Annotated in this window: 15 protein-coding genes; 8 read left to right on the forward strand and 7 right to left on the reverse strand. The window is 74.1% G+C overall.

The window, feature by feature from the left end:
* Nucleotides 1–63: 63 nt before the first annotated feature.
* Entirely contained in the window at nucleotides 64–1,029 is a 966-nt protein-coding gene (locus ABT023_RS02265) for an NAD(P)/FAD-dependent oxidoreductase (protein WP_350880787.1), read from the forward strand.
* A gap of 33 nt (nucleotides 1,030–1,062) precedes the next feature.
* On the opposite strand, the gene ABT023_RS02270 is transcribed toward ABT023_RS02265, so the two are convergent.
* On the reverse strand, nucleotides 1,063–1,755 hold the full coding sequence (locus ABT023_RS02270; protein WP_350880789.1) for a TetR/AcrR family transcriptional regulator: 693 nt from the start codon (nucleotides 1,753–1,755) through the stop codon (nucleotides 1,063–1,065).
* Between the two features lie 145 nt (nucleotides 1,756–1,900).
* Here ABT023_RS02270 and ABT023_RS02275 point away from each other — a divergent pair, with 145 nt between their 5' ends.
* A complete protein-coding gene (locus ABT023_RS02275) occupies nucleotides 1,901–2,863 on the forward strand; it encodes an NAD-dependent epimerase/dehydratase family protein (protein WP_350880791.1) in 963 nt (320 codons plus the stop codon).
* A 13-nt stretch (nucleotides 2,864–2,876) separates the two neighbouring features.
* Here ABT023_RS02275 and ABT023_RS02280 read toward each other — a convergent pair whose 3' ends face one another.
* Both ABT023_RS02280 and glpX read right to left on the reverse strand, forming a co-directional pair.
* Nucleotides 2,877–3,815, reverse strand: a complete 939-nt coding sequence (locus ABT023_RS02280) for a DMT family transporter (protein WP_502890574.1) — start codon at nucleotides 3,813–3,815, stop codon at nucleotides 2,877–2,879.
* A 29-nt stretch (nucleotides 3,816–3,844) separates the two neighbouring features.
* Complete coding sequence (gene glpX / locus ABT023_RS02285) at nucleotides 3,845–4,876, reverse strand: class II fructose-bisphosphatase (RefSeq protein ID WP_350880795.1); 1,032 nt, start codon at nucleotides 4,874–4,876, stop codon at nucleotides 3,845–3,847.
* A 254-nt stretch (nucleotides 4,877–5,130) separates the two neighbouring features.
* Here glpX and ABT023_RS02290 point away from each other — a divergent pair, with 254 nt between their 5' ends.
* The gene (locus tag ABT023_RS02290; RefSeq protein ID WP_350880797.1) at nucleotides 5,131–5,895 is read left to right on the forward strand and encodes a DUF4245 domain-containing protein; all 765 of its coding nucleotides are present in this window, start codon (nucleotides 5,131–5,133) and stop codon (nucleotides 5,893–5,895) included.
* A 205-nt stretch (nucleotides 5,896–6,100) separates the two neighbouring features.
* A complete protein-coding gene (locus tag ABT023_RS02295; RefSeq protein WP_350880799.1) occupies nucleotides 6,101–6,958 on the forward strand; it encodes a hypothetical protein in 858 nt (285 codons plus the stop codon).
* A 46-nt stretch (nucleotides 6,959–7,004) separates the two neighbouring features.
* On the opposite strand, the gene ABT023_RS02300 is transcribed toward ABT023_RS02295, so the two are convergent.
* The gene (locus ABT023_RS02300) at nucleotides 7,005–7,229 is read right to left on the reverse strand and encodes an exodeoxyribonuclease VII small subunit (protein ID WP_350880801.1); all 225 of its coding nucleotides are present in this window, start codon (nucleotides 7,227–7,229) and stop codon (nucleotides 7,005–7,007) included.
* Nucleotides 7,230–7,296: 67 nt separating this feature from the next.
* Nucleotides 7,297–8,517, reverse strand: coding sequence for an exodeoxyribonuclease VII large subunit (gene xseA / locus ABT023_RS02305; protein WP_350880802.1), 1,221 nt, complete (start codon nucleotides 8,515–8,517; stop codon nucleotides 7,297–7,299).
* Between the two features lie 166 nt (nucleotides 8,518–8,683).
* Between xseA and ABT023_RS02310 the strand changes: the two genes are divergently transcribed.
* Together ABT023_RS02310 and ABT023_RS02315 are read left to right on the forward strand one after the other, a co-directional pair.
* The gene (locus ABT023_RS02310) at nucleotides 8,684–9,676 is read left to right on the forward strand and encodes a 4-hydroxy-3-methylbut-2-enyl diphosphate reductase (protein WP_350880804.1); all 993 of its coding nucleotides are present in this window, start codon (nucleotides 8,684–8,686) and stop codon (nucleotides 9,674–9,676) included.
* Between the two features lie 163 nt (nucleotides 9,677–9,839).
* Complete coding sequence (locus ABT023_RS02315) at nucleotides 9,840–10,265, forward strand: hypothetical protein (RefSeq protein WP_350880806.1); 426 nt, start codon at nucleotides 9,840–9,842, stop codon at nucleotides 10,263–10,265.
* Between the two features lie 107 nt (nucleotides 10,266–10,372).
* Here ABT023_RS02315 and ABT023_RS02320 read toward each other — a convergent pair whose 3' ends face one another.
* Entirely contained in the window at nucleotides 10,373–11,038 is a 666-nt protein-coding gene (locus ABT023_RS02320; protein WP_502890568.1) for an NADPH-dependent F420 reductase, read from the reverse strand.
* Nucleotides 11,039–11,127: 89 nt separating this feature from the next.
* Between ABT023_RS02320 and ABT023_RS02325 the strand changes: the two genes are divergently transcribed.
* Nucleotides 11,128–11,490 carry a winged helix-turn-helix transcriptional regulator gene (locus tag ABT023_RS02325; protein ID WP_350880809.1) on the forward strand — a complete coding sequence of 121 codons (363 nt, stop codon included), beginning with the start codon at nucleotides 11,128–11,130 and terminating at the stop codon, nucleotides 11,488–11,490.
* 13 nt (nucleotides 11,491–11,503) lie between these two features.
* Here ABT023_RS02325 and ABT023_RS02330 read toward each other — a convergent pair whose 3' ends face one another.
* On the reverse strand, nucleotides 11,504–12,682 hold the full coding sequence (locus tag ABT023_RS02330) for a DNA recombination protein RmuC (RefSeq protein WP_350880811.1): 1,179 nt from the start codon (nucleotides 12,680–12,682) through the stop codon (nucleotides 11,504–11,506).
* Between the two features lie 54 nt (nucleotides 12,683–12,736).
* On the opposite strand from ABT023_RS02330, the gene ABT023_RS02335 reads away from it, so the two are divergent.
* Nucleotides 12,737–13,525, forward strand: a complete 789-nt coding sequence (locus tag ABT023_RS02335) for a hypothetical protein (RefSeq protein WP_350880813.1) — start codon at nucleotides 12,737–12,739, stop codon at nucleotides 13,523–13,525.
* Nucleotides 13,526–13,542: the final 17 nt, after the last annotated feature.

The following is a 13,542-nucleotide window of genomic DNA, read 5'->3' on the forward strand; positions in this document are numbered from 1 at the left end:
CGCGCCGGGCCTACGGTCGGCACCAGCACGCGTTTATCCATGAGCGGAAAGTGACGGTACGTCATGACCGAGGTGGACGTCGCAGTGATCGGTGCCGGTCCGACGGGGCTCTTCGCCGCGTACTACGCCGGGTTCCGGGGGCTCTCCGTGGCGGTGGTCGACGCGCTGCCCGAGGCGGGTGGTCAGATCACCGCGATGTACCCGGAGAAGCTGATCCTCGATGTGGCCGGCTTCCCGGCGGTCAAGGGCCGGGACCTGGTGGCCAACCTGGTCGCCCAGGCCGCACCTTTCCATCCCCGGTACCTGCTCGGCACCCGGGCCGAGAAGCTGTCCCTTGCCGAGGGACGGCCGGTGCTCGGCCTCGCCGGCGGCCAGCAGCTCTCCTGCGGTGCGGTGGTCGTCACCGGCGGTCTGGGTAGCTTCAGCCCGCGTCCGCTGCCGGTGGCCGACAGCTTCACCGGCGCCGGGATCGTCTACTTCGTGCCGGAGCCCACCGCGCTGGCCGGCCGGGACGTGCTGATCGTCGGCGGTGGCGACTCGGCGTTCGACTGGGCGCTGGCGTTGCAGCCGCTGGCCCGCTCGGTGACGCTGGTGCACCGGCGGGAGAGGTTCCGGGCCCACGCCGGCACCGTCGCACGGGTCCAGGAGCTGCCCGTCCGGGTCATCGTCAACGCCGAGGTCACCCGGCTGCACGGGGACAGCGCGGTGACCGGTGCCGAGATCACCGTGCGGGGCGGTGAGCCCGAGACGCTGCCGGTCGACACGGTGGTGGCCGCGCTCGGCTTCACGGCCGGCCTGGGCCCGATCGCCGAGTGGGGGCTGCGACTGGACCGCCGGCACATCGTGGTGGACAGCGCGATGGCCACCAACCTGCCCCGGGTGTTCGCGGCCGGAGACATCACCGAGTACCCGGGCAAGGTCCGGCTGATCGCCACGGGCTTCGGCGAGGCGGCCACCGCGGTCAACAACGCCGCCGTGGCGATCGACCCGTCGGCCCACCTCTTCCCCGGCCACTCCTCCGACGCCTGACCCCCACCCCCGCGCATCGCGGCGTGGGGTGGGTCAGTGGGGGAGGCCGATGAGGTCGGCCATCAGGGCGGTCTGGTGGTCGAAGTACGCGTCGCGGTGCGGGAGCGCGCGGTTGATCCGGCCGAACAGTTCGAAGCTGATCAGTCCGAAGAGCTGGGTCCAGCCGGCCATCCCCCGGGCGAGCAGCGCCGCAGGCAGGCCGGGGGCGAGGCCGTCGGCGACCTCTGCGAGGTCCGTCCGGAGCGGTTCGGGCAGCTCTCCCGGGTCGGGGGCGGTGAGCCGCCCGGCGGCCATGCCGTCGTGCAGGATGCCGATCAGGGTGGCCGGTGGGCGCTGGGCCGGCCCCACCGTGTCGTCCGGGGCGGCGTACCCGGGGACCGGGCTGCCGTAGAGCAGCGCGTACTCGGCGGGGTGGGCCAGGGCCCAGTCACGGGCCGCCCGGCACGCCGCGTGCCAGCGCCCCCGCAGGTCGAGCCGGTCCGCGCCCGCGTCGGCCGCCTCCACCACTGCGCCCAGCGCGTCGTACGCATCGATGATCAGTGCGGTGAGCAGGTCGTCCCGGCTCGGGAAGTAGCGGTAGATCGCCGAGGACACCATCCCCATGTCCCGGGCCACCGCGCGCAGGCTGAGGTTCGCCCCGTCGTCGGCGAGGTGCCGGCGGGCGACGGCCTTGATCTCGTCGAGCATCTCGGCACGGACCCGGGCGCGGATCGAGGAGGCGGCCATGGTCCTCACTCTGCCACAGCCGAGAGCGGCCATCAAAACAGAGAGCACTGCTCTTGACGGGCGGCTGGGCGGGGCCGCATGCTGGGTGGGCCACGTCGAGAGCAGTGCTCTCTAGTCGTACTCATGCTTCGAAAGGTGATCTGTGATGTCGCTGCATGTGATCGTCGGCGCCGGGCCCGTCGGCACCGCCACCGCCCGCCTCCTCACGGCCGCCGGCGAGCGGGTCCGGGTGGTCACCCGGCGCGGGACCGGCCCGGACCACCCGACCGTCGAGCGGGTCGCCGCCGACGCCGCCGACCCGGACCGGCTCGCCGCCCTCACCGAGGGCGCGGTCGCCCTCTACAACTGCGCCAACCCGGCGTACCACCGCTGGCCGATCGACTGGCCGCCGCTGGCCGCCGCGCTGCTCACGGCAGCCGAGCGCGCCGGCGCCGTGCTCGCCACGGTCGGCAACCTCTACGGGTACGGGCCGGTCGACGGCCCGATGACCGAGGCGACCCCGCCGGCGGCCCCCGGCACTAAGGGGCGGGTCCGCAACCGGATGTGGGCCGAGGCGCTGGCCGCCCACCGCGCGGGCCGGGTCCGGGCGACCGAGGTGCGCGGCTCCGACTACCTGGGCGCCGGCGCCACCTCGCTGCCGATGATGCTGCTGCCCGGGGTGCTCGCCGGCCGCCGGGTGATGCTGCCCGTCGACTTCGACGCCCCGCACACCTGGACGTACGTCGACGACGTCGCCCGTACCCTGGTGGCGGTCGCCGCCGCCGAGCGCGCCTGGGGCCGGGCCTGGCACGTGCCCAGCCCGCCCGCGGTCTCCGCCCGCGAGTTGGCCACCCGGGCCGCAGCCCTGGCCGGCGCCCCCGCCCCGAGACTCACCCGGCTGCCGTACCCGGCGCTCTGGCTGGGCGGGCTGGTCAACCCGTTCGCCCGGGAGCTGCGGGAGACCGCCTACCAGTTCGACCGGCCGTACCTGCTCGACTCGACGGCGGCCACCGCCACGTTCGGCCTCGCGCCGACCCCGCTGGATCGCGCGCTCGCCGAGACCGTCGGGGCCCTGCGCGGCGTCACCCCGCCCGTCGAGCGGATGCCGGTCGGTGACCGTCGGCGCTGAGCCGGAGCCCTCCCTACCGGTAACGGGCCGGGGTGCGGGCGGCGATCACCACCGCGACCAGGGTGAGCGCCGCACCCAGCAGCGTGGCCACGCCGGGGTGTGAGGCCGCGGTCGGCAGCACCAGGTCGAGCAGGACGGCGCCGACGACCTGGCCGGCGATGGTGGCCAGGCCGAGCAGCAGCACCCCGGTGAACCGCACGATGGCCGCCGCGATCGCGATGAAGACGATGCCGATCGGCCCGCCGAGGTAGAGCCACGGTTCGGTCGGCAGGCTTCCGGCGGGGCCGCCCCGGACGGCCACCCCGACCGCGAACGTGACGAGCAACGCGACGGTGCCGACGGTGAAGTTGACCAGCGTGGCGGCCAGCGCGCTGCCGGAGGCCGCCCTGACCCGCCCGTTCACCGCCTGCTGCCAGGCGAGGCCGATCCCGGCCAGCAGCGGCAGCACGGCCAGGCCCAGCGTGCCCGGGTCGCCCAGCCGGTCGCCGACCGCCAGCAGCACGGCCAGCACGGTCAGCGCCGCGCCGACCAGGCGGTTCGGGGTGACCGCCTGGCGGCCGGTCGGTCCGATCCCGGCCCGGTCGACCAGCAGGCTGCTTCCGGACTGTCCCGCGACCACCGCCACGGTGAACACGGCCACGCCGAGCGTGCCGATGGTCAGCCCCTGGCTGGCCACCAGGAACGCACCGAAGACGCCGCCGAGACACTGCCACGGCCGCAGCGACCCGTCGGCCAGCGCAGCCCGCAGCGCGGACAGGCCCCGCCGCCCCGCCGGGGTGGCGGGCACCAGCACCAGCAGCACCAGCAGGCCGAGGCCGAACGACACCACCGCGGCGGCGATCCCGTCGGCCAGGCGTACGCCCAGCTCGCCGTTGATCCGGGACTGCACGGCGACGGCGAGCCCGGAGGCGACGGCCAGCCCGACGCCGGTGATCCGGCGGCCGGCCGTCAGGGTCGGCGGCGCGGTCGTGGTGGTGGCCGTCACTCCTGCTCGGCCAGCGGACGACCGTCGAAGTCGATCGTCGAGTACAGGGCCAGCTTCTCCAGCCGGTGGTACGAGTCGATCACCCGGATGGTGCCGCTCTTGGAACGCATCACGATCGACTGCGTGTACGCCCCGCCGGCCCGGTAACGCACACCCTGCAGCAGATCGCCGGAGGTGACCCCGGTGGCCACGAAGAAGCAGTTGTCGCCGGTGACCAGTTCGTCGGTGGTGAGCACCCGGTCCAGGTCGTGCCCGGCGGCGAGCGCCTTCTCCCGCTCCGCGGAGTCGGTCGGCCAGAGCTTGGTTTGCATCATCCCGCCCATGCACTTGAGGGCGCAGGCGGCGATGATCCCCTCGGGGGTGCCGCCGATGCCCATCAGCACGTCGACGCCCGACTCGCCACGGGCGGCGGCGATGGCGCCGGCGATGTCGCCGTCGGAGATGAACCGGATGCCGGCCCCGGCGCGGCGGATCTGGGTGACCAGGTCGTCGTGGCGCGGGCGGTCCAGCACGCAGACGGTGACCTCGGAGATGTCGGTGCCCTTGACCTTGGCGATCCGGCGCAGGTTGTCGGCCACCCCGGCGTTGATGTCGACCACGTCGGCGTAGGCCGGGCCGACGGCCAGCTTCTCCATGTAGAAGACGGCGCTCGGGTCGAACATCGCCCCGCGCTCGGCCACCGCGAGCACGGCGAGGGCGTTCGGCATGCCCTTGCTCATCAGCGTGGTCCCGTCGACCGGGTCTACCGCGACGTCCACCTCGGGGCCGGTGCCGTCGCCGACCTCCTCGCCGTTGAAGAGCATCGGGGCGTTGTCCTTCTCGCCCTCGCCGATCACCACGACGCCCCGCATCGGGATCGAGTTGATCAGCTTGCGCATGGCGTCGACGGCAGCCCCGTCGCCACCCTCCTTGTCGCCCCGGCCCACCCACCGGCCGGCGGCCATCGCCGCCGCCTCGGTGACCCGGACCAGGTCGAGGGCGAGATTGCGGTCCAGATCCTGGGGGGTACGCGTCCTGGTGCTCGTCATGACGGCTTCCTCCTCGCGACGTTGCGGGGTGGACCGGCGGCATGCGGTCCGCGCCGCCAGTTTTGTCGCTGATCCTCACACGATCGTCAACCTATCGCCGGGTCGGGGCGCTGGTGGCCACCTTCCCGCCAACCGGTCGGTGGGACGGATCACCCCGTTCCTCCCGCTCGCCCCCGGCCGGCCGGGAGACGCGCCGGCTGCCGGCGGTGGTGGTGGGCCGCTTCTCGCCCGCCGGGGCCTGGAAGAATGGGGAGGTGGATCCCGCACAGCCCGCCGAGCGCACCCCCACCGAGCCGACCCCTGCGACGCCCGCTCCGTCGGAGCCGACCCCGCCGGCCGTGGCCGGGGAACCGGCCCTGGTCGAGTCGGCGTCCACCCGCCCGGCCGGGCCGGGCGAGCGCCCCGCGCCGTCCTCGACCGGGCCGGACGAGCGCCCCGGGCCGCCCTCCGGCGGGCCGGCGGTGTCGCCGGGCCGGCCCGGGGTTCTGCCGGTGGCCGGCAAGGAGAAGAGCAGGTCCGAGCGGTCGCCGAAGGACATGGCGATCTCGCTGTTGGTGCTGCTGGTCCCCATCGTCCTGCTGCTCGCCTTCTACCGGGGTTTCCTCGGCGGCGACCAGCCGAGCACCGTCGACCCCGCCCCGGCGCTGGAGCAGGCCCGCGCGGCCAACGCGTTCCCGGTGAGCCGGCCCACCGGGCTCGGCGACGACTGGAAGACGGTCAGCGCCAGCTACCGCAGCGTGGAGGGCGGCTCCAGCCTGCGGATCGGCTACCTGACCCCGGAGGGGCGGGGTGCCCAGCTCGTGCAGAGCAACGTGCCGCCCGAGCAGCTGCTGCCCGCCGAGCTGACCGCCGAGGGGCAGCCCCAGGGCCCCACCGAGCTGGGCGGGCGCAGTTGGCAGCGGTACACCGCCCGGGGCAACGAGCAGGCCCTCGTGCTGCTCGAACCGGACCGCACGGTGATCGTGGTCGGCGACGCCCGGGAGAACGAGTTGCGCCTGCTCGCCGACGCCGTCCGTTAGGGCGGGCCGCCCCGCCACCGGGTGGGGCGGCGGGGTGGGTGGACCGGACAGGGATTGCCGAAGGCGACGACAGGGAACAGAAGGTGTGCGACCTCGTCGGCGCAGCCAGCCGGACGGGACTCGTGCGTCGGAGCCAGCGCTCGGGCTACGGCGCGACGCCTCCGGTGCCCTGCGCGGGCCGGACGACTCACTTGGAGAGGTTCACGTGACCATTCGTCGCTTCAGCGCGGCGGTTTTCGCCGCGACGCTGCTCACTCCTGGTCTGGCAGCCTGCAACAGCACCGGAACCGGCGAGGCGGGGGCCTCCGCGTCCCCGACGGTTTCCGGCAGCGCGGCCTCCGGCAGCGCCACCCCGGGCAGCGCCTCGCCCGGTACGGGCGACGCCAAGCAGGCCCTGTTGAACTCGACCAACGAGATCCGCAACGGAAACTTCCGGTTCACCATGGCCGGCGTCGGCACCACCGCCGAGGGGCGGGTGCACGAGCCGAGCCAGAGCGCCGAGATGAAGCTGACCATCGGCGACGCCTCCTCGGACGTGTCGATGAAGCTGGACCTGGTGCATCTCAAGCCGGACAGCTGGGTCAAGCTCGACCTCGGTGGCCAGGCGGCCAAGCTGCCCGGCGTGCAGAACCTCAACCTCGGCAAGTACCAGCACCTCGACCAGACCCGGATCAAGGGCAACCGCAACCTGGCCTTCGACTTCGACAAGGTCGACCCGGCCGGCAGCGAGGTGCTCACCCAGGGGGTCACCGAGGTCCGGCAGACCGGCGAGGGCGCGTACGCGGGCACGATCGACGTGACGAAGGCCGCCGAGGCCGGCTCGCTGAACGCCGAGCTGATCAAGACGCTCGGCCAGCAGGCCCGTTCGCTGCCGTTCACGGCGAAGCTGGACCCGCAGGGCCGGCTCAGCGAGCTGGTCATCCAGATCCCGGCGTCCGGCCAGAACAAGGCGCAGGACATCAAGATCACGTACGCCGACTACGGTGCGGCGAGCGCCGCCCAGCGCCCGCCGGCGGCCCAGGTCGTCGAGGCTCCCAACGAGCTGTACAACCTGTTCAGCTGAGGCTCGGGCGGGTGTGGGGCCGGCCGTTGCCGCCCCGCACCCGCCGTCAGGCGTCCGGCCCCTGCTGACGGGCCGCGTCGATGCGGGCCCGCGCGCCGTCGAGCCAGCGCTGGCAGATCTCGGCCAGCTTCTCGCCGCGTTCCCAGAGCGCCAGCGACTCCTCCAGCGAGGTGCCGCCCGTCTCCAGCCGTTCCACCACCGAGGCCAACTCGGCACGGGCCTGCTCGTAGCTGAGTCGCTCGTCCGGCCCGGCGTTCTTCTCGTCAGTCATCGGTCCCATCCCAGCACATCCCCGTCCGTCCGCCACGCCGGGCGCTCCGCCGGCTCACCCCGCACGCTCAACCGTCGACCGTCGCGGCCAGCTCGCCCTCGGCGAGGCGCACCCGCAGCGGGTCTCCCCCGCCCACCTCACCGGCCGATCGGACCACGTGGCCGTCGGCCCGCTGGACGATCGCGTAGCCCCGGTCGAGGGTGGCGGCGGGGGAGAGGGCGCGCAGCCGGGCCAGGGTGTGCCGCAGCTCCTCCCCGGCCGCGCCGAGGCGGTGGTCCAGGCACCGCTCGGCCCGCCGGCGCAGCGCGGCGACGTCGGTAACCCGCTGCTCCACCATCACCTGCGGCCGGGCCAGCACCGGCCGGGACCGCAGCCCGTCCAGGCGGTGCGCCTCCCGGTCGACGAGGTTGCGCACGGCCCGTTCCAGCCGGTGCCGGGCCTGCCCGATCAGGCGCAGCTCCTCGGCCAGGTCCGGCACCACCCGCTTGGCCGCGTCGGTCGGCGTCGAGGCCCGCACGTCGGCGACGTAGTCGACCAGCGGCGCGTCCGCCTCGTGGCCGATCGCGCTGACCACCGGCGTACGGCAGGCGAACACCGCCCGGCACAGCGCCTCGTCGGAGAAGGGGAGCAGGTCCTCGATGCCGCCGCCACCCCGGGCGATGACGATCACGTCGACGGTCGGGTCCGCGTCGAGCACCCGCAGCGCGTCGACGATCTGGGTGACGGCGCCCGCGCCCTGCACCGCCACGTTGACCGTGCGGAACTCCACGGCCGGCCAGCGCCGACGGGCGTTGGTCAGCACGTCCCGCTCGGCGGCGGAGGCGCGGCCGGTGATCAACCCGACCCGGCCGGGCAGGAACGGCAGCCGCCGCTTGCGGGCCCGGTCGAAGAGCCCCTCGGCGGCCAGCAGCTTCTTCAGCTTCTCCAGCCGGGCCAGCAGCTCGCCGAGCCCCACCTGGCGGATCTCGTCGGCGCGCAGGCTCAGGGTGCCCCGGGCCGCGTAGAACTCGGGCTTGGCGTGCAGCACCACCCGGGCGCCCTCGCGCAGCTCGGGGGCGCCCGCGTCGAGCACGTCCCGGTTGGTGGTCACGGTCAGGCTCAGGTCGGCCGACGGGTCCCGCAGGGTGAGGAAGACGGTGCTGGCCCCGGGCCGCCGGCTGATCTGCGCCACCTGCCCGTCGACCCACACCCAGCCGAGCCGGGCGATCCACGCCCCCACCTTCTGGCTGACCACCCGCACCGGCCACGGCTCCTCGGAGCTGCTCCGCCCGCTCTCACCCGTACTCACCCCCTCACCCTACGGACGCCCCTGACGATCACAGGTTCCGCGTCGCCGGCCGGGCGTCTCGCGGCCTCCGAAGGCGACGGGTACGGGACCAGCCCGGAGGTCGGCGAGGGCTGTGGCGGGGGTCGCAGCGGCCGGCGGGCTCGGGGCCGGCACGTAGGATGGGCGGGTGACCGAGGCTCAGGCGACCCCCCAGACCGGCAAGCGCGTGCTCCTGGCCAAGCCCCGCGGCTACTGCGCGGGCGTCGACCGGGCGGTGCAGACCGTCGAGGAGGCGCTGAAGCTCTACGGCGCCCCGATCTACGTCCGTAAGCAGATCGTGCACAACAAGCACGTGGTGCGCACGCTGGAGGACCAGGGCGCGATCTTCGTGGAGGAGAATGAGGAGGTGCCCGAGGGCGCCACTGTGATCTTCTCCGCGCACGGCGTCGCCCCCGAGGTCTACGAGCAGGCGAAAGTCCGCTCGCTCAAGGCGATCGACGCGACCTGCCCCCTGGTGACCAAGGTCCACCAGGAGGCGAAGCGGTTCGCGGCCGAGGACTACGACATCCTGCTGATCGGCCACGAGGGGCACGAGGAGGTCGTCGGCACCGCCGGCGAGGCCCCCGCGCACATCCAGCTCGTCGACGGCCCGGGCGACGCCGACAAGGTCACCGTCCGCGACCCGAGCAAGGTGGTCTGGCTCTCCCAGACCACGCTGTCGGTCGACGAGACCCTGGAGACCGTGGCCCGGCTCAAGTCCCGGCTGCCGCTGCTCCAGTCGCCGCCCAGCGACGACATCTGCTACGCCACCTCCAACCGGCAGCACGTGGTCAAGGAGATCGCCCCCGAGTGCGACGTGGTGCTGGTCGTCGGTTCGCGCAACTCGTCGAACTCGGTCCGGCTGGTCGAGGTCGCCCTGGACGCCGGCGCCCGTGCCGGCCACCTGGTCGACTTCGCGCACGAGATCGACGACGCCTGGCTGACCGGGGCCCGCACCGTGGGGCTGACCTCGGGCGCGAGCGTCCCCGACGAGTTGGTCCAGGAGGTGCTGGCGCACCTCGCCGAGCGGGGCTTCACCGACGTGGACGAGGTGGTGACCGCCAACGAGCGGCTGATCTTCTCCCTGCCCCAGGAGCTCAAGCGGGACATGAAGGCCGCCGCGGCGGCCCCCCGGGCCTGACGGGACGGGATCGCGCCCGACGGCCCAACCGTGGCCGTCGCGCCTGAGGGTCGGGCCTGCCCGGCGGTTCACCCGTCCGGTCCGGTGCTGGTTCGTCGCCCTCTGCGGCGAACCGTGGCCCCGGCGTCGGAACGGATCGTCGTCCGGGCGCGTCCGAACAGGTATGAAGACTCCTCGGATGGCCCTCGCCGCCCTGGTCGTCTGCGCCGCGCTGAGCGCCTGCGGGGGCCAGGGTGCCGGTGACGGCGGGCCCGCCCCCAGCCCCTCGGGAGGATCGCCGGTGACCGACGCGACCAGTACCGGCCCGGCGGACCCGACCGCCGCCGTGCCGCCCCCGTCGGCGCCCACCAAGACCCCGCCCGGGCCGAGCCTCCCGCCGGGCCCCGGCGCGACCACGCTGACGGGCACCGTCGAGGCCGGGGTGGAGCCCGGCTGCCGGCTGCTGGACGGCCACCAGCTCGTCGGGGGCCCCGCCGACGTGCTCGCGCCCGGCACGAAGGTCACGGTCACCGGCCAGGCCAAACCCGACATGATGACCACCTGCCAGCAGGGCATTCCGTTCGTCGTCGAGTCCGCCCGCCGCGGCTGACCCGTCCCGACCGGACGGGACGACCCGGCAGCCCGTCCCCGCCCGACGCGGACGGGCTGCCGGTGACGCTGAAGGTCAACGCGGACCAGGACGATTCGCCCCGATGGTCAGTTGGTCGTGGCCGATCCCGCGTCGAGGGACGCCGGATCCACATCGGGGACGGCGAACCTGGGGTTCGACCCCGCTGCCACGACACGCATGACGAAGCCCGCGGCCTCCTCCAGCTGGCGCGCACTGGTCAACCCACCGATCACCGCAGTCCGTCCGCCAAGGTCAGCGGTCAGCGCTGCGGCGCGTTCCAGCGCGTCGGGCTGGTCGCCGCAGATCGCCACGACCGGTGCCGAGTCCTGCGGTCCCGTGTAGGGCCAGGACGCTCCGGCGAACAGGTGGAGTGCCTTCACCACGTGCGCGCCCCGCGCAACGCGAGCGACGAGTTCCGCGGCCGAACCCGACGTCGGCTTCAGCTGCCCGGTGGCGTAGTCGACGGCGTTGGTGCAGTCGATCACCGTCATGCCGCTCAGGGAGCCGTCGGCCCCGCCGACGAGGGAGATCGCCTCCTCCAGGCCCTCCCATGCGACCGCGACAACGACCGCGTCGACCCGTGCCGCGAGGTCGGCGGGCCCGACAGCCTCGGCCGCGCCGCCGATCTGGCCGGCGGCCCGGCCGGCGTTCTCCGAACTGCGCCCCGTCACCACGACCGTGTGGCCAGCCGCCGCCCACGCTCGGCCGAGCGTCGTGGCCAGGTTGCCGGTTCCCAGGATTCCTACGTTCACGGTGATCTCCTTGATCTGTGGGATGACCTGGAGAACGCTAGGACGGCGGCTCCTACCAACCGGTAGGAGAACGCTGCGACACTGGGAGGATGATCGACGGGACCTGCCAGACATTCGTGTCGGACTGTCACGTCCGCACGGCAGTCGAACTGATCAACCACGCGTGGGATCCCGTCGTCCTGTCGGCGCTGCGCGCCGGCCCCACGAGGCGCAACGACCTGTTGGAACGCATCGCGGGCATCAGCGACAAGGTCCTGACCCAGGCGCTGCAACGGCTGCGAGCGCGGGGGCTGATCACCCGGCGGGGCAACGCCGAACGGGCGCCGGGGCGTCGCGGCGTCGTCTATCAGCTGTCGCCTCTGGGCGAGTCGTTCGCCAACGGCCCGCTCGCGCAACTGGCCCAGTGGGCCGCGGCGCACCAGGCGGAGCTCCTCGAGCCGCCAACAACGTGACGATCAACGACAGCTAGCGCTCCGCCACCCGGGGCCGGTCGGTCACTGCCGGGGTCGGCTCCGCCAGCTCCGGCGCCTGCGGCTGGCGGGGGGCCACCTCGACCTGCGCGGGGACGGCCAGCTCCTGGTCGGACACGCCCAGCTCGGCGAGCTTGCGGGCGCTGACCAGCACCCGCGCCTCCAGCGAGCCGACCGCCCGGTTGTACGCCGTCACCGCCCCGCCGAGCGACGCGCCGAGCTTGCCGACGTGGTCGCCGAGGGTGGACAGCCGGCCGTACAGCTCGCGGGCCAGCGAGTGCACCGCGACCGCGTTGCGGGCCAGCGACTCCTGCCGCCACGAGTACGCCACCGTACGCAGCAGCGCCACCAGGGTGGCCGGCGTCGCCAGCACCACGTCGCGGGCGAACGCGTGCTCCAGCAGCGTCGGGTCGCGCTGCAAGGCCACGTCCAGGAACGGGTCGGCCGGCACGAACAGCACCACGAACTCGGGGGTCGAGTCGAACGCCGCCCAGTAGGACTTCGCGGCCAACGCGTCGACGTGTGCCCGCAGGTGCTTCGCGTGCGCGTCGAGCTGGGTGTCCCGGCCGCGTTCGTCGCGCGCCTCCATCGCGGTCAGGTACGCGTCGAAGGGCGCCTTCGCGTCCACCACCACGGTGCGCCCGCCGTGCAGCCGGACCACCAGGTCGGGGCGCACCCCCTGGTGGTCGGTGGCGGCGGTGACCTGCTCGTTGAAGTCGCAGTGCTCCAGCATCCCGGCGGCCTCGACGATCCGGCGGAGCTGGTGCTCGCCCCAGCGGCCCCGCACCTGGGGCGCGCGCAACGCCGCCACGAGCTGCTTGGTCTCGGTGCGCAGCTCGCCGGAGACGGTGTTCATCGCGCGGACCTGCTCGCGCAGTTCGGCGTACGCGTCGACCCGGACGTGCTCCAGGTCGGCGACCCGGGACTCGTAGCGCCGGAGGGTGTCGTGCAGCGGCGCGACCGCCCGGGCCACCGCCTCCTGGGACTGGGCGGTCGCCTCGTAGCTGAGCGCCCGCATCGACTGCTCCAGCCGCCCCTCGCCCTCCCGGGTCGCGGCGAGGGTGGCCTCCAGCCGGGCGATGTCGGCCGCCGCCCGGGAGCGGGCGGCGAACCAGCCCAGCGCACAGCCGGCGGCGAGGCAGAGCACCACCACGGCCAGCGTCGAGAAGCTCATCACCAGAGCTTGCCAAACGCGTACGACGTGACGACGCCGGGTACGTTCGACGACATGGAACTTGTGCTCGTGGTCATCCTCGCGGCGCTGCTGGTCGGCGGTCTCCTCTGGTGGCGCCGGGAGAGCGCGGCCCGGGCGGCCCGCAGCCTGGCCGACGCGCGCGCCGACGCCCAGCGCTGGTACGAACGCCTCGGTGGCCAGGTGATGAACCTGCACGGCGACGACCCGGCGGTGCGGCAGGCCCTGGTCGACGCCGGCGAGCGGTACAACGCGGCGGGCGGCCAGCTCGAGCAGGCCCGCACGGTCCACCAGTTCCAGCTGGCCCGGGAGACCGCCCTGGAGGGGCTGGCGTACGCCCGGGCGGCCCGGGTCGCGCTGGGCATCGACCCCGGCCCCGAGCTGCCGCCGCTGGCCTCCGCGCAGGGCGCCGGCCAGCTCACCCGGGAGCGCGAGGTCAACGTTCAGGGGCAGACCTTCCGGGCCGGCCCGCAGCCCGGCCAGGCCACGCCCTACTACTACCCGGGCGGCCGCATGCAGGGGCGGCCGGTGCCGGCCGGCTGGTACTCGACGCCGTGGTGGAAGACCGCGCTCGGCGCGGGCGCCGGAGTGCTCGGCGGCATGCTGATCGCCGACGCGCTCTTCTCCCCGGCGTTCGCCGACCCGGGGTACGGCGCCGAGGCGGGCGGCCAGGAGGGCTTCGACGGCGGCGGTGACCAGGGCGGCGATTTCGGCGGCGGTGACCAGGGCGGCGACTTCGGCGGCGGCGATTTCGGCGGGGACTTCGGTGGGGACTTCGGCGGCGGCGATTTCGGGGGCGGCGATTTCGGGGGCGGAGACTTCTGACGTCGGGCGTGCCTGCC

The sequence above is a fragment of the Micromonospora sp. NPDC002296 genome, assembly GCF_040296145.1.
Classification (GTDB): domain Bacteria; phylum Actinomycetota; class Actinomycetes; order Mycobacteriales; family Micromonosporaceae; genus Micromonospora.

Coding starts and splice junctions, on each gene's coding strand:
- ABT023_RS02300 (WP_350880801.1), bottom strand. CDS start 7,229: ATGACTGACGAGAAGAACGCCGGGCCGGACGAGCGACTCAGCTACGAG.
- ABT023_RS02275 (WP_350880791.1), top strand. CDS start 1,901: ATGTCGCTGCATGTGATCGTCGGCGCCGGGCCCGTCGGCACCGCCACC.
- ABT023_RS02335 (WP_350880813.1), top strand. CDS start 12,737: ATGGAACTTGTGCTCGTGGTCATCCTCGCGGCGCTGCTGGTCGGCGGT.
- ABT023_RS02270 (WP_350880789.1), bottom strand. CDS start 1,755: ATGGCCGCCTCCTCGATCCGCGCCCGGGTCCGTGCCGAGATGCTCGAC.
- ABT023_RS02330 (WP_350880811.1), bottom strand. CDS start 12,682: ATGAGCTTCTCGACGCTGGCCGTGGTGGTGCTCTGCCTCGCCGCCGGC.
- glpX (WP_350880795.1), bottom strand. CDS start 4,876: ATGACGAGCACCAGGACGCGTACCCCCCAGGATCTGGACCGCAATCTC.
- ABT023_RS02315 (WP_350880806.1), top strand. CDS start 9,840: ATGAAGACTCCTCGGATGGCCCTCGCCGCCCTGGTCGTCTGCGCCGCG.
- ABT023_RS02265 (WP_350880787.1), top strand. CDS start 64: ATGACCGAGGTGGACGTCGCAGTGATCGGTGCCGGTCCGACGGGGCTC.
- ABT023_RS02325 (WP_350880809.1), top strand. CDS start 11,128: ATGATCGACGGGACCTGCCAGACATTCGTGTCGGACTGTCACGTCCGC.